Here is a 15,356-nt window from a genome sequence, read left to right as displayed (position 1 = left end):
GGGTCGAAAGGGTATGAACGGGGCGTTACAGGGCGCCGCAGGCCTGCAGCCGGGCCACCTCGTCGGCAGAAAAGCCCCACTGGGCCAGCACTTCCGCCGGCACGCCGGTATCGGTGGGGGGCCGCGGGGTATCCGGCACAGTGCGGCTGAAGCGGGGCGCCGGGGCGGGTTGCACCACGCCTTCCACCTCGATGAAGGTACCGCGGGAAACGTTGTGGGGATGGTGGGGTGCTTCCTCCATGTCCAGCACCGGCGCCACGCAGGCATCGGTGCCTTCCATCAGGGCACACCATTCGTCCCGGGTCTTTTGTTCCAGCACGGCGGCCAGCTTTTCCTTCAGGGCCGGCCACTGGCCCCGATCCCACTGGGCCTTGAAATCCGGATCGGCGGCAAGGCCGGCCTTTTCCAGGAACAGGGCGTAGAACTGGGGTTCGATGGGGCCGATGGAGATGTACTTGCCGTCCTGGCAGCGGTAGGTGTCGTAGAAGTGGGCGCCGCCATCGAGCAGGTTGCTGCCCCGCTCCTGGGTCCACTGGCCCATGGCCTTCAAGGTGTACATCATGGTCATGAGGGTGGCGCAGCCGTCGGTCATGGCCACATCCACCACCTGGCCCTTGCCGGAGCCCTTGGCTTCCAGCAGGGCGGCCATCACGCCCATGGCGAGGAACAGGGCGCCACCGCCGCAGTCCGCCACCAGGTTGAGGGGCGCCACGGGCTTGCCGCCCTTCTCGCCGATAGCATGCAGGGCGCCGGAGAGGGAAAGATAGTTGATGTCGTGGCCGGCGGCCTGGGCCAGGGTGCCGCGCTGACCCCAGCCGGTCATGCGGCCATAGACTAGGCGCGGATTCCGGGCGAGGCATACGTCAGGGCCGAGACTCAGGCGTTCCATGACGCCAGGGCGGAAGCCTTCGATCAGGGCATCGGCACCGGCAATGAGTTGCAGGGCGGCAGCGATGCCTTCCGGCTTCTTCAGGTCCAGGGCCACTACCTGGCGGTTGCGGTTGAGGATGTCGATCTTGGGATCGAAGAGGTCGGCCGTGGGTCGGCCGCTGGTCTTGCGCTCGATGCGCACCACCTGGGCGCCCAGGTCGGCCAGCAGCATGGTGCCCATGGGGGCGGGGCCCAGGGCGGCGAATTCCACCACCTTGATACCGTGTAAAGGTCCCATTCGGTTTTCCTTGGCCGAGCAAAACCAAAGCCCCGTTAAAAGTACCCGGGGCTTTGGCTCATACGGCGGAACGTTGGAAGATTACTGCTGGGCGATGGAGCGGCCGATCACCAGGCGCTGAATATCGTTGGCGCCTTCGTAGATCTGGCAGATACGCACGTCACGGTAGATGCGCTCCACCGGGAAGTCGGCGGTGTAGCCCACGCCACCATGGATCTGGATGGCGTCGGAAGCGATCTTCTCGGCAGCTTCGGAGGCGAACATCTTGGCCATGGAAGCTTCGGTCAGGCAGGGCTTGCCGGCATCCTTGAGGCTGGCGGCGCGCCACACCATGAGGCGGGCGGCATCCAGCAGGGTGGCCATGTCGGCCAGGCGGAAATTGACGGCCTGGTGATCGATGATGGGCACGCCGAAGGTCACACGCTCCTTGGCGTAGCGTACGGCGGCCTCATAGGCGGCGCGGGCCATACCGATGGACTGGGCGGCAATGCCGATGCGGCCGGCTTCCAGGTTGGACAGGGCGATCTTGTAGCCCTCCCCTTCCTTGCCCAACAGGGCGGAGGCGGGTACGCGGCAGTCTTCCAGAATGATCTGCACGGTGTCGGAAGCGTGCTGGCCCATCTTCTCTTCGGTGCGGCCAACGATGAAACCCTTGGTGTCGGTGGGCACCAGGAAGCAGGAGATGCCCTTCTTGCCGGCGGCCTTGTCGGTGACAGCGAAGACGATGGCCATGTGGGCGTGCTTGCCGGTGGTGATGAACTGCTTCACGCCGTTCAGCACGAAGTGGTCGCCGTCCCGGTCGGCCCGGGTGGTGATGGCGGAAGCATCGGAACCGGTGTGGGGTTCGGTGAGGCAGAAGCAGCCCAGCTTTTCACCGCGGGCCAGGGGCTTGAGCCATTCTTCCTTCTGCTGGTCGGTGCCGTACTTCTGGGTGATGCCGCAGGCCAGGGAGTTCTGCACGGAAACGATGGTGGAAGTGGCGCCGTCACCGGCCGCGATTTCTTCCAGGGTCAGCACCAGGCTCATGTAGTCCATGCCGGCACCGCCCCACTCCTCGGGCACGCACATGCCCATGGCGCCCAGCTCGCCCAGTTCCTTCAGGGCTTCGGCGGGGAAGGTGTGGTGCTTGTCCCATTCGGCGGCGAAGGGGGCCAGACGCTCCTGCGCGAAGGCGCGCATGGAGTCACGGATCATTTCCTGTTCCTGGGTCAGAATCATTTGCTACTCCGAATATTTCTGGATGGCGGAGCCCCCAGGGCCCCGCCTGTTACTCAATGGCTGGTTGAAGCCAGGCTTGGTACCGCCGTTTAGTACATTTCGACGCCAACGGCCACGGCTTCGCCGCCGCCGATGCACAGGGAGGCCACGCCCTTCTTCTTGCCGTACTGCTTCAGGGCACCGATCAGGGAGACCAGGATGCGGGCGCCGGAAGCACCGATGGGGTGGCCCAGGGCGCAAGCACCGCCGTGCACGTTCACCTTGGCGGGGTCCAGCTTCAGGTCCTTCACGGCGGCCATGGTGACCACGGCGAAGGCTTCGTTGATTTCCCACAGATCCACGTCACCCACGTTCCAGCCGGTCTTCTTCAGCAGCTTTTCCATGGCGAAGACGGGGGCGGTGGTGAACAGGTTGGGTTCCTGGGCATGGGTGGTGTGGCCAACGATCTTGGCCACGGGGGAGAGCCCCAGGGCCTTGGCCTTGGATTCCTTCATCAGCACCAGGGCGGCAGCGCCGTCGGAGATGGAGGAGGAGTTGGCGGCGGTCACGGTGCCGTCCTTCTTGAAGGCGGGCTTCAAGCCGGGGATCTTGTCGATCTGGGCCTTCAGAGGCTGTTCGTCCTGCTCCACCACGGTGTCGCCCTTCTTGCCGGCGATGGTGACGGGGGCGATTTCCCACTTGAAGAGGCCTTCCTTGACGGCCTTCTGGGCGCGCACGGTGGACTGGATGGCCCACTCGTCCTGGGCTTCACGGGTGAAGCCGTAGGATTCGGCGCATTCCTCGGCGAAGGTACCCATCAGGCGGCCCTTCTGGTAGGCATCTTCGAGGCCGTCGAAGAACATGTGGTCCAGCAGCTGGCCGTGGCCCAGGCGATAGCCGCCGCGGGCCTTGGGCAGCAGGTAGGGGGCGTTGGACATGGATTCCTGGCCGCCGGCCACGCCGATCTCGTAGGAACCGGCCAGCAGGCCGTCATGCACCATCATCACGGACTTGAGGGCGGAACCGCACACCTTGTGGATGGTGGTACAGCCGGCAGAGAGGGGCAGACCGGCACCCAGGGCGGCCTGGCGGGCGGGGGCCTGGCCGACGCCGGCCTGCAGCACGTTGCCGAACACCACTTCTTCCACCTGCTCGGCCTTGATGCCGGCGCGCTCCACGGCGGCCTTGATGGCCACGGCGCCCAGCTGGGGGGCGGTCAGGGCGTTGAAGTCACCCTGGAAACCGCCCAGGGGGGTACGGGCGACGGAAACGATAACGATGGGATCTTGTTGGGACATGTGAATTCCTTTCAGCGTGTCGGAGACAAAACTGGCTTAAAAGCAGTCTCGGAAGCGGTAAAAAAATGGAGCGAAGCGATCCTGGCTAGGCGTGCTGCCGCAGACAGTACCGAGTAGTACGGCAAGGCAGCGCAACGACGCCAGGACCATTTTTCTGTCGCTTCTTACTTGGCGGCCATGCGGATGGAACCGTCGAGACGAATCACTTCGCCGTTCAGGTACTGGTTGCCGAAAATGTGTTCCACCAGGGCGGCGTACTCGGCCGGCTTGCCCATGCGGGAGGGGAACGGCACCATCTTGCCCAGGGCATCCTGCACATCCTGGGGCATGCCCATGAGCATGGGGGTTTCCATGATGCCGGGGGCGATGGTCATGACGCGGATGCCGGAGCGGGCCAGTTCGCGGGCGATGGGCAGGGTCATGGCGACCACGCCACCCTTGGAAGCGGCATAGGCAGCCTGGCCCAGCTGGCCGTCGAAAGCGGCCACGGAGGCGGTGCTGACGATAACGCCACGCTCGCCCTGCTCGTCCGCTTCCAGCTTGCTCATGATTTCAGAAGCCAGGCGGATCATGTTGAAGCTGCCCACCAGGTTGATGCTGATGACGCGGGAGAAGGATTCCAGCTTGTGGGCGCCTTCCTTGCCCACCACCTTTTCGGCGGGAGCAATGCCGGCGCAGTTCACCAGGCCACGCAGATTGCCCAGGGACTGGGCCACGGCGAAGGCGGCCTTGGCACTTTCCTCATTGGTCACGTCGGTCGCCACGAAGCGGGCGTTGGCACCCAGCTCGGCAGCCACGGCCTCGCCGGCTTCCTTGTTCACGTCGGCCAGCACCACCTTGCCGCCCTTGGCAACGATCATGCGGGCCGTGGCAGCGCCCAGGCCAGAACCGCCACCGGTCACCACGAATACGTTGTCCTTAATCTGCATGGAATGGGCTCCTTTTATGGTTTATCCAGGGATGGGCCGGTGCACCTTGGGCAGACCGGCCAAAACAAGCAGTGTAGGCACAGCCGGGGCAAGGCTCCATGCCGAAACCGCTCAAATTGAATGGTAGAATTTGCCACTGTTTTCCAGGCCCGTCACAAGCATCCCGGGCCCTTTTGCTTCGCTTTGCCCCTCTTTCCCTCTTCGCCCCCTCCAGGATGAGCGCTCCCAGCCCCGACCGCGACACCATATCCATCTGCTTCGTGCACGAAGCCCTGGTGGCCATTCGCGAACGGGGCCTGGATGCCGACGCCCTGCTGGAAGCAGCCGGCATCTCTCCGGAACTGCTGAAACTGCCCGAGGCCCGGGTTTCCTCCACCCACTTCGGCAACCTCTGGCACCTCATCGCCCGCACCCTGGACGACGAGTTCTTCGGTATGGACAGCCACCGCATGAAGGTGGGCAGCTTCACCCTGCTCTGCCACGCCGCCATCCACGCCGACACCCTGGAACGGGCCCTGCAGCGGGCCCTACGCTTCTTCCGCCTGGTGCTGGACGATCTGGAAGGCCATCTGGAACGGGAAGGCGACCTGGCCCGCATCGTCATCGACGACCTGCCCCGGCCGGCGGAAGGCAGCGCCCCGCCCTGCCCCGCCCGCCCCTTCGCCTACGGCACCGTGCTGGTGATCCTGCACGGCCTGGCCTGCTGGCTGGTAGGCCGGCGCATCCCCCTCATCGAAGCCAGCTTCCGCTGCCCCGAACCCCACTACAGCGGCGAATGGCGCATGCTCTTCTCGCCCAACCTTAAGTTCGACCAGCCCCGCACCAGCATCACCTTCGCCGCCGAATACCTGGACATGGCCAACATCCAGAACGAGCGCAGCATGAAGGAATTCCTGCGCAGCTCCCCGGTCAATTTCCTGGTCAAGTACAAGAACAGCGCCAGCCTCACCGCCCGTATCCGCCGCCATTTGCGGGAAACCCCCCCCGCCGCCTGGCCCGCCTTCGACACCCTGGCCGAAGAACTGCACTACTCCCCCTCCACCCTGCGCCGCCGCCTCGAAGACGAAGGCAACTCCTACCGCACCATCCTCGACGACCTGCGCCGCGACCTGGCCATTTCCCTGCTCAGCGACTCGGAAAACAGCATCATGGCCATCGCCAACGAACTCGGCTTCGCCGAACCCAGCGCCTTCCACCGGGCCTTCAAGAAATGGACGGGGGCAAGGCCAGGGGAGTATCGGCGGTTGTTGCCGGCGGAGAAGGGACAGGACTGAAGCAGGAAGGACTGACCGGCATCAGCGGTTGATCGACAGCTGCAAGAGGGCCCACGCAGCGTGGGTGAAGGTGGCGAGGTTGTCGGCAGGTTGAACCTGCTAGACACTGGTTCGACAAACATAGAAGACCATCAAGGAAACGTGGCGGCCCTTTGTCTTCTTATCGGAATAACAGCCACAGTCCTATGACTCGGTGCCGGACGTCAAGACACCGGTCCCCTGCCGTTCAGTCGGAAATTGTGTTGATTGTTCTCAAGTCAGCAATTCCTTGAGATACAGCCTTGCTGGTTGCGGTACTTCGCGCTTATGTGGATTGTCTGGCTGCGTTTTCCCGATTTTTTTGAGTTTTGGCACCGTCGTTGTCTTTTGCAGTAATGCAGGTTTACCGCCGTAGAGCACTACAAAACGTTCTTCGGCCAGTGTGATCTTGCTGCCATGAAACTCCTCCAGCAAGCCCAAGGCATAACGCACAAACTGCCGCGTGCTTTTGAATTGACCGGAATAGCCGCTAGGATTGCCTGACTTCAAATCCACATATAAGGCGGTCAGCAGACCGTCTCGATTAATGAGAATCACGCAATCGCACGCGCGGTGATGGTCATGAGTCGATCCAGTGGCCAGCAAGGGCGACATCTGTGCAAACTTACCCCGACCTTTATCCGGATCAAAACTAAACCAGTCACCCGCCGATGCAGCGAGCGTCACGCTTTTCAATTTTGCTTCCGCCGAGGTTTCCTTTATCAACACATGGGAGTGCTGGGCCCCGTTGAAAGTGCAGCAAGACAAGGAGTCGTGTAATTGTTGCAGAGCTGCCGTCAAGGCCATCAGAGCTCGCCCCCATATAGGATTTCGCTTTGAATGGCATTCATAATTTCGATGGTGTCATCGAAAGTACTCACCTCAATCCCACGATCAGGATAGATCATTGCCGAAACCAGCGTTCGTACCTTGCCACGACCAGAGGTCGCTTTTTTAACACCGGTCATGTATAGGCGGATGCGCTGCGGGTCAATCAACTCAGCCTCGTCATAGACATATTGCCGCTGTACAGCCTGGGTGTGGGGGGTACGTTGATTCAGCATGATCAGCGTATTCAGTTCCTTAACCAGATAGTCACTGTGGGTCGTGATGAATACCCTAATACCTGCATTAACCATGCGAGCCACCAAGCGGGCAAAAGCACGCTGGTTTTTGGGATGAAGATTCAGTTCGGGCTCATCGATGATAAACAAATCACCGGTCTTAGCCCTGCAACGCAGGTAAAAACCAACGTCCAGCAAGGCTCGGATGCAACTAGATGCCTCGTTCATGGTGAAACGCTGTTTGCCTGCCCCCTTAGCCTGAAACACCAGTTGTTGTTTCACCACCTTGTAACTGCCGCCAATAATGGCATCGAAGGCTGACAGCAACTCAGGATTGGCTTCAGCCAATTCTCCCGTGCGTTTGTCAATGTCTTCAAGCTGGCGCACAAAATCCACATTGTCTTCTACCGGCCAAGCGTAGCCACCATCGATTTCTTGAAGGATTTTGAAAGGGTTCCTCTTGAGTTCTTTAGAATCGATCTGATGAATAGCCTTCAGCATGCGGGTTCGGGCCATATCCAGTTCTTTGCGAAAAATGGCAGCTCCGGTACGCTCCGCGCTTGCAATGTGCACACGCGGCAAGTGTTGTGCAAACACAATGTCGGCAATTGCATCCGAGATGAAGTCACTCAATCCACCAAACGGTTGCTGAAGCACTTCAGCATCCGCCACCAGCACATCAAGCATTGTGCTGCCAGCTTCTTTCTTGAGGGTAGCCAACACTTTTCCACTGGCCCCCGCTTGCACCGTTCGCTGGTAGCTGCGTGTCAGGAAGTCAGTTGCTTTGCAGCAGCGAATAGCACAAATTGTGTGCTCAAAAACATTGCTCTCCGTAGCAAATGCACGCGGTAAACCGCCCACATATTCACTCCCCATTTTCTCAAGGTAAGCATCTACCTTTCCCTCAAACATTGCGACCAGATCAATGCGGTACTGCTGCGCATCTTTGAGCAGTGCGTTAATTTCATCTTCAAGCACGAATCGCAAAATTCCCCGCCAACTCCGTAAAAAACCATAAACGGCGTAGGTGGCATAGGTTTTACCAGTGTTGTTTTCACCACAAATCAGCGTGAGATCAGCAAGTTCAATATCGGCTTCATCCAACAGGCCGAGGTTTTCAAAATGAAATTTCATCAGTGTAATTCTCCAATTTCCAATGCATCTCACGCTGCGAGTGCCAGCCTTTTCGTGGGACATTCGCCGAATTCTCGCATTTCTTTGTTTTTGAAGACACAAAAGGTTTCGGACTGGTAGTCATGCGCGCATGTCATAGCTGGGGCGAGAAGGCAACGGACTCCGTCGAGGGGAATGGCCGTAGAGACTTGCATAATAGGGGGTGAGTTCGATACGAAGTTGGGCGCTGCTGCGGAAAGCGAAGGAGGACATCGTAGCCCAAACCTTTAGCCAAGGGGTACAAGTCGCGGGTAATACCGAGAATGCCCCCCAGGGTATTGAGTAGAGCTACCGTTCAAATGAATTCACAGCAACAACTGGTTACCAAGGAACTGCCGACTCATTGGGATCACTCTGTCAAGATCTACAAAGGCAGATAACCAGACTATCAACCACCTCCGATCAATTGCATTCTGGACCGCTCAAAACTTACAATTTATCGGGAACACCCAAACAAAAAGGGGCGCCTTAGCGCCCCTTTTTTATTCCCACATCCGCCCTACTTCAACGGCGTCTCCCGCACAAACCCCACCGGCTGAGTCCGTCCAACGAAGGGCTCGCCCTTGCGGGCCCGGGCGCTCAGGAAGATTTGTACGTCCTTGGGCGTCACGGACATCTGGGTTTCCTTGCCGGCCTTGGAGATACAGCGGATCAGCAGGGTTTCGTCGGAGCCGGCGACGGAGACGGCGGCCAGGGTGTCGCCGTCGTTGAGCTTCATGATGATGACGCCGCGGCCGCCCCGGGGCAGTTCGTTCACATCGGCCACGGGGAAGACCAGGAGGCGGCCGCCGGTGCTGATGGCCAGGAGATTTTCCTGGGTGTCGAAGGTCCAGGGCGCCAGGATGGTGTCGCCCGGTTCGACGCTGAGGAATTGCTTGCCGGCCTTGTTGCGGCCCAGCATGTCGGCGATGCGGCAGGTGAAGCCGTAGCCGCTGGAGACGGCCAGCAGCACCCGCTGTTCGGCGTTGCCGCAAACCATCTGGGCGACCTTGGCGCCGCTGGGGATGGTAACCAGGGTGGCCACCGGCACGCCGTCGCCGCGCCCACCGGGCAGGCTGGAGACGGGCACCGTGCAGGCCCGGCCGTCGGTGAGCAGGATCACCACGTTATCCACGGTGCGGCATTCCTGGGCGGCGAAGAGCTTGTCGCCTTCCTTGAAGCCGACGGTAGAAAGGTCGAGGCCGTGGCCCTGGCGGGTACGCATCCAGCCCTTTTCGGAGAGCAGCACGGTGACGGGTTCGTTCACCACCACCTGGGCCACGGCGGCCCGTTCGGCGGCTTCCACCACGGTGCGGCGCTCGTCGCCGTATTTCTTGGTGTCGGCCTTGATCTCGCTGATGATCAGGCTCTTCATGGCCTTGTCGTCGGCCAGGAGGTTTTCCAGGCCGGCCTTTTCTTCCCGCAGCTCGGCCAGTTCCTGCTCGATCTTGATGCCTTCGAGGCGGGCCAACTGGCGCAGGCGGATTTCCAGGATGTCTTCGGCCTGGCGGTCGGAGAGGTTGAAGCGGGCGATCAGGGCCGCCTTGGGCTCGTCCGACTCGCGGATGATGCGGATCACTTCGTCGATGTTGAGGAAGACGATGTGCCGGCCTTCCAGGATGTGGATGCGGTCGTTGACCTTGCCCAGGCGGTGCTCGGTACGGCGGCGCACGGTGTCGAAGCGGAAGGCGATCCACTCGGACAGCAGGTCTTTCAGGGTCTTCTGGCGCGGCCGGCCGTCCAGGCCGATGGCCACCATGTTGATGGGGGCCGAGGATTCCATGGAGGTGTGGGCCAGCAGGATGTTCATGAACTCGCCCGCATCCTGGCGGCTGGAACGGGGTTCGAACACCAGGCGCACCGGGTGCTGCTTGTCGGATTCGTCCCGGGCCTTTTCCAGCACCGAGAGGATCAGCTGCTTGGTCTGGGTCTGTTCCTGGGTCAGGGTCTTCTTGCCGGTCTTGACCTTGGGATTGGTCAGGTCCTCGATCTCTTCCAGAATCTTCTGGTTGGAGGCGGCGGGCGGCAGTTCATAAACCACCAGCTGCCACTGGCCCCGGGCCAGTTCTTCCACCTTCCAGCGGGCGCGCACCTTGAGGGAGCCGCGACCGGTTTCGTAGGCGTTGCGGATGTCGGTGGGGGTGGAAATGATCTGGCCGCCGCCGGGGAAGTCCGGCGCCGGGATGTATTCCATGAGGTCGGCCACCGACAGCTCGGGCTTCTTGATGAGGGCGATGGCGGCCTCGGCCACTTCCTTCAGGTTGTGGCTGGGCATTTCCGTGGCCATGCCGACGGCGATGCCGGAGGCGCCGTTGAGCAGCAGCATGGGTAGGCGGGCCGGCAGCAGGGCCGGTTCCTGGAAGGCGCCGTCGTAGTTGGCCTGGAAATCCACCGTGCCCATGTCCAGCTCGCCGAGCAGCAGCTGGGCGATGGGGGTGAGGCGGCATTCCGTGTAACGCATGGCGGCGGCGGTGTCGCCGTCGCGGGAGCCGAAGTTGCCGATGCCATCCACCAGGGGGTAGCGCAGAGAGAAATCCTGGGCGACGCGGACGATGGCCTCATAGACGGAGGAGTCGCCGTGGGGGTGGTACTTACCGATGACGTCGCCCACCACCCGGGCAGACTTCACCGGCTTGGCGCCGCTGGTCAAGCCCAGCTCGTTCATGGCGTAGAGGATGCGGCGCTGCACCGGCTTCTGGCCATCGCAGACATCGGGCAGGGCCCGGCCCTTGACCACGCTGACGGCGTATTCCAGATAGGCCCGCTCGGCGAAGAGAGCCAGGGGCACGGCATCGGCGTCGTCCGGCAGGGCGGGAAGGGGCGCCAGATGGCGATTTCCACCACCATTGCCCGCAGAGGCAGCAGGGGCGGGCATCTCCACCGAGGGGTCGGCAAGGTCCGCGCTGGACGTGGCTTCCAGGGCACCGTCCATCTGGGCGGCCTGTTCGATCAGGTGGCCGGCCACCACTTCGGCCTGGGCCACTTCCGCGGCGGAGGCTTCGTTCTCGGCGTGATCGGCATGATCCGCGTTATTGGCGAAAAGATCGCCGCTCAAGGTGTCATCGTTCTTGTGGGTGGTCATGGTCAGATATCCGCCTCGACTTCGTTACCGTGCACTTCCAGCCATTCGCGGCGGGAGCTGGCTTCGCCCTTGCCCATCAGCATGTTCATCTTGGCAATGGTCTCTTCCATGGGGAAGTCGCCGAATTCCACCCGCACCAGGCGGCGGGTGTCGGGGTTGAGGGTGGTGTCCCACAGCTGTTCGCTGGACATTTCGCCCAGGCCTTTGAAGCGGGAGATGGAAAGGGCTTCGGGCTTGACGCCTTCCTTCACCAGTTTGTCTTTCACCGCCACCAGTTCGGCTTCGTCCAGGGCGTAGATCTTGCGCGGCGGGCGGTTCTTGCCCTGGCCCGGCACGTCCACGCGGAACAGGGGCGGACGGGCCACGTAGATGTTGCCGTTGGCGATGAGCTTGGGGAAATGGCGGAAGAACAGGGTCAACAGCAGACACTGGATGTGGCTGCCGTCCACGTCCGCGTCGGACATGATGATGATCTTGCCGTAGCGCAGGCCGTCGATGCTGGCGGCGCTTTCCAGGGTGTGGTGGTCCACGCCGATGGCCACGGCGATGTCGTGGATTTCGTTGTTGGCGTAGAGCCGGTCCGGCTCCACTTCCCAGCTGTTCTGCACCTTGCCGCGCAGGGGCAGGAGGGCCTGGAATTCCTTGTCCCGGCCCTGCTTGGCGGAACCGCCGGCGGAATCGCCTTCCACCAGGAAGAGTTCGTTACGGGCGATGTCGTCGGATTCGCAGTCAGTGAGCTTGCCCGGCAGCACGGCGACGCCGCTGCCCTTCTTCTTTTCCACCTTCTGGGCGGAACGCTGGCGGCTCTGGGCCTGCTTGATGGAAAGCTCGGCCAGCTTCTTGCCGTATTCCACATGCTCGTTGAGCCACAGCTCGAAGGTGTCGCGGAACATGGCGCTGACCAGCTTCACCGCGTCCCGGGAATTGAGGCGGTCCTTGGTCTGGCCCTGGAAACTGGGGTCCAGGATGCGGGCGGAGAGGAGAAAGCTGGAGCGGCCGAAGACGTCTTCCGGCAGCAGCTTGACGCCTTTGGGTAGCAGGCTGTGCATATCCACGAAGCTCTTCACGGCCTGGAAGATGCCGTCCCGCAGGCCCGATTCGTGGGTACCGCCGCCGGGGGTGGGAATGAGGTTCACATAGGATTCACGGGCCGGAGCGCCCTCTTCCGTCCAGGCCACGGCCCAGGCGGCGCCCTCACCTTCGGCGAAGCCGTCGCCATCCACCGATTTGCCGGCGTACTTCTCGCCGACGATCATGGGAATCACCAGGTCGGAGCCGCCCAGCAGCTCGGCCAGATAGCCGCGCATGCCGTCCTTGTAGGCCCATTCCTTGGTCTCGCCCGTGCGCTCGATGTGCAGGGTGACAGCAACACCAGGCAGCAGCACGGCCTTGGAACGCAGGATGTGCTCCAGCTCGCCCATGGGGATGGTGGGGGAATCGAAATACTTGGCATCGGGCCAAGCGCGCACCCGGGTGCCGCTGGCCTTCTTGGGCGCATCGCCGATGCGGGCCAGAGGCTCCACCACGTCGCCGGCGGCGAAGACCAGGCGGTGCATACCGCCTTCCCGGGCCACTTCCACCTCCAGACGGGTAGACAGCGCGTTGGTCACCGAGACGCCGACCCCGTGCAGGCCGCCGGAGAAACTGTAGGCGCCGCCGGCACCCTTGTTGAACTTGCCGCCGGCGTGCAGGCGGGTGAACACCACTTCCACGGTGGGCGCGTTTTCCACCGGATGCAGATCCACCGGAATGCCCCGGCCGTTATCGGCCACGGAGATGGAACCATCCACATGGACGGTCACCAGGATGCTCTTGGCGAAGCCGGCAATGGCTTCGTCCGCCGCGTTGTCGATGACTTCCTGGATGATGTGCAGGGGATTTTCGGTCCGGGTGTACATGCCCGGGCGCTGCTTCACCGGCTCCAGTCCCTTGAGGACGGTAATCGACGAGGCGTTGTAATCGGAAGGATTGCTCATGGTGCTCACAGAGGAGAAAGGCCCGCCCGTGACGGGGGCGCGCAGCCAAAGGCGGCAAACGAAACAAAAACGGGCGTCAGATTACCAAATCTGCGCTACCTCCGCCCACCCGGCATTCATGACCTAGGCACTTAGACATAGCCGCCAGGGACCGACAGAGAACCGGCTTCCCCGAGGAAAGACAGCCGCCCCACGGCAAAGTAGGGAAAAATGGCAAAAATCATGAAGCAGGGGAATTAGCGCACAAAATACGAAGACCAGCCCATTGCTGGAAGCAATAGCTACGGTGCGAGGAGAAGATCAGGAGGGAACAGCAAAGGAGCAACAAGGGGACAACGCAGGGACTACAGATCGGCAAGAATACCGGGAGCAACAGAACCAAGCAGGGAGAAAACAAGGCCCGGTGCGCTGACATCGCCACTCACCCGAGGCGATGGGAAAATACTGCTTTCAGACGCCACAAAGCAAAAAAGCCGCCCGGAGGCAGCTTTTCTTGCTTTTCGACACATCAGATTCCAGAGGTTTCTGGTGGGTGGTACAGGGATTGAACCTGTGACCCCTGCCGTGTGAAGGCAGTGCTCTACCGCTGAGCTAACCACCCGGTGCGTCGAAGAGGTGCGCATTAGACCATAACGATTCGGAGTGGTCAAACATTTTCAGAAAATAATGTTTTGCCTCGGCCAATTCCTGCTGCCGGAATTCTCCCCGGCCGCTCCCCGTGCGCTATCTATTACAATAGCCTTCTTTTGCTCAACGCCTGACTAAACACCATGATTCGTACCCGTTTCGCTCCCAGCCCCACCGGCTACCTGCACATCGGCGGCGCCCGTACCGCCCTCTTCTCCTGGGCCTATGCCCGCCGCCATGGGGGGAAATTCGTGCTGCGTATCGAGGATACCGACGTGGCCCGCTCCACCCCGGAAGCGGTACAGGCCATCATCGACGGTATGAACTGGCTGGGCCTGGCTCACGATGAAGGCCCCTTCTATCAGATGCAGCGCATCTACCGTTACAAGGAAGTGATCCAGCAGATGCTGGAAGCCGGTGCGGCCTATCACTGCTACACCTCCCCCGAAGAGCTTGAGCAGATCCGCGAAGCCCAGCGGGCCAAGGGTGAAAAGCCCCGCTATGACGGCCACTGGCGCCCCGAGCCGGGCAAGACCCTGCCCTCCATTCCCTCTGGCGTGCAACCGGTGGTACGTTTCAAGAACCCCACCAGCGGCGTGGTGGCCTGGGATGATCTGGTCAAAGGCCGCATCGAGATCAGCAACACGGAACTGGACGACTTCATCATCGCCCGGGCTGACGGCACCCCCACCTACAACTTCTGCGTGGTGGTGGACGACTGGGACATGGGTATCACCCAGGTCATCCGTGGCGACGACCATGTCAACAACACCCCGCGCCAGATCAATGTGCTGCAGGCCCTGGGTGCCACCGTACCCCAGTACGCCCACCTTTCCATGATCCTGGGCGACGATGGGCAAAAGCTGTCGAAGCGCCATGGCGCAGTATCCGTCATGCAATACGACGAAGACGGTTACCTGCCGGAAGCGGTGCTCAACTACCTCGGCCGCCTGGGCTGGTCCCACGGCGACGACGAAGTGTTCTCCATGGAACAGTTCTGCCAGTGGTTCGACCTGGACCACATCACCCCCTCTGCCGCCCAGTTCAACACCGAAAAGCTGAACTGGCTCAATGCCCACTACATCAAGCAGGCGGATAACGCCCGCTTGGTAGGCCTGGTGCAGCCCCGCCTCGAAGCCCGGGGCGTCAAAGTCGGCGATATTCCTTCCCTGGAAGCCATCATCGCCCTCTATAAGGAACGGGTACATACCCTCAACGAACTGGCGGATGCGGCTGAAGTGTTCTACATCGACATCCACCCCAATCCGGAACTCCTGGCCCAGCACCTGAGCGAAGAAGCCAAGCCGGCCCTGGCGGACTTCATCGAAGGAATCAAACAGGTGAACTGGGAAGCCCCGGCCATCGGTGCCCTCATTAAGGAAGCAGTGGGCAAGCACGGCCTGAAGATGCCCAAGCTGGCCATGCCCCTGCGCGTCCTGCTCACCGGCCAGGCCCAGACGCCCTCCGTCGATGCCGTGGTAGCCCTATTCCCCCGGGAAGTGGTGCTGAAGCGACTGACCGCCGCCGGAAGCTAAAAAAAGTTAAGGGAGGGGTTTACAAGGCGAAACCCC

Annotated in this window: 10 protein-coding genes and 1 tRNA gene; 2 read left to right on the top strand and 9 right to left on the bottom strand. The window is 61.6% G+C overall.

Going from position 1 to position 15,356, the window contains the following annotated elements; all coding sequences use genetic code 11:
• Positions 1 to 25: 25 nt before the first annotated feature.
• The 4 genes from AZSI13_RS05520 to AZSI13_RS05505 form a co-directional block, all read right to left on the bottom strand.
• Positions 26 to 1,168 (bottom strand): CaiB/BaiF CoA-transferase family protein, encoded by a 1,143-nt coding sequence (locus AZSI13_RS05520; RefSeq protein WP_109040184.1) that lies wholly within the window; start codon positions 1,166 to 1,168, stop codon positions 26 to 28.
• 81 nt (positions 1,169 to 1,249) lie between these two features.
• Entirely contained in the window at positions 1,250 to 2,386 is a 1,137-nt protein-coding gene (locus AZSI13_RS05515) for an acyl-CoA dehydrogenase (RefSeq protein WP_109040183.1), read from the bottom strand.
• Positions 2,387 to 2,475: 89 nt separating this feature from the next.
• Positions 2,476 to 3,663, bottom strand: a complete 1,188-nt coding sequence (locus tag AZSI13_RS05510; protein WP_109040182.1) for an acetyl-CoA C-acetyltransferase — start codon at positions 3,661 to 3,663, stop codon at positions 2,476 to 2,478.
• 164 nt (positions 3,664 to 3,827) lie between these two features.
• Positions 3,828 to 4,592: a 3-hydroxyacyl-CoA dehydrogenase gene (locus AZSI13_RS05505; protein WP_109040181.1), complete on the bottom strand. Its 765-nt coding sequence runs from the start codon at positions 4,590 to 4,592 to the stop codon at positions 3,828 to 3,830.
• A 215-nt stretch (positions 4,593 to 4,807) separates the two neighbouring features.
• Between AZSI13_RS05505 and AZSI13_RS05500 the strand changes: the two genes are divergently transcribed.
• Positions 4,808 to 5,866 carry an AraC family transcriptional regulator gene (locus tag AZSI13_RS05500; RefSeq protein WP_109040180.1) on the top strand — a complete coding sequence of 353 codons (1,059 nt, stop codon included), beginning with the start codon at positions 4,808 to 4,810 and terminating at the stop codon, positions 5,864 to 5,866.
• A 252-nt stretch (positions 5,867 to 6,118) separates the two neighbouring features.
• On the opposite strand, the gene AZSI13_RS05495 is transcribed toward AZSI13_RS05500, so the two are convergent.
• From AZSI13_RS05495 to AZSI13_RS05475, 5 genes are all read right to left on the bottom strand, one after another.
• A complete protein-coding gene (locus AZSI13_RS05495) occupies positions 6,119 to 6,691 on the bottom strand; it encodes a hypothetical protein (RefSeq protein WP_109040179.1) in 573 nt (190 codons plus the stop codon).
• Positions 6,691 to 8,082 (bottom strand): AAA family ATPase, encoded by a 1,392-nt coding sequence (locus AZSI13_RS05490; RefSeq protein ID WP_109040178.1) that lies wholly within the window; start codon positions 8,080 to 8,082, stop codon positions 6,691 to 6,693. Before AZSI13_RS05490 ends, AZSI13_RS05495 begins: the two co-directional genes overlap by 1 nt.
• A gap of 538 nt (positions 8,083 to 8,620) precedes the next feature.
• Positions 8,621 to 11,182: a DNA topoisomerase IV subunit A gene (gene parC / locus AZSI13_RS05485; RefSeq protein ID WP_109040177.1), complete on the bottom strand. Its 2,562-nt coding sequence runs from the start codon at positions 11,180 to 11,182 to the stop codon at positions 8,621 to 8,623.
• Positions 11,183 to 11,184: 2 nt separating this feature from the next.
• Positions 11,185 to 13,158 carry a DNA topoisomerase IV subunit B gene (locus AZSI13_RS05480; protein WP_109040176.1) on the bottom strand — a complete coding sequence of 658 codons (1,974 nt, stop codon included), beginning with the start codon at positions 13,156 to 13,158 and terminating at the stop codon, positions 11,185 to 11,187.
• 526 nt (positions 13,159 to 13,684) lie between these two features.
• Positions 13,685 to 13,759, bottom strand: a tRNA-Val gene (locus AZSI13_RS05475).
• A 169-nt stretch (positions 13,760 to 13,928) separates the two neighbouring features.
• Between AZSI13_RS05475 and gltX the strand changes: the two genes are divergently transcribed.
• A complete protein-coding gene (gene gltX / locus AZSI13_RS05470; protein ID WP_109040175.1) occupies positions 13,929 to 15,320 on the top strand; it encodes a glutamate--tRNA ligase in 1,392 nt (463 codons plus the stop codon).
• The last annotated feature ends 36 nt before the right edge of the window (positions 15,321 to 15,356 follow it).

The organism is Azospira sp. I13 (assembly GCF_003112695.1).
In the GTDB taxonomy this organism is placed as follows: domain Bacteria; phylum Pseudomonadota; class Gammaproteobacteria; order Burkholderiales; family Rhodocyclaceae; genus Azospira.
Note: the sequence above shows the minus strand (reverse complement) of the source record. Positions and strands in the feature narration are given on the sequence as shown.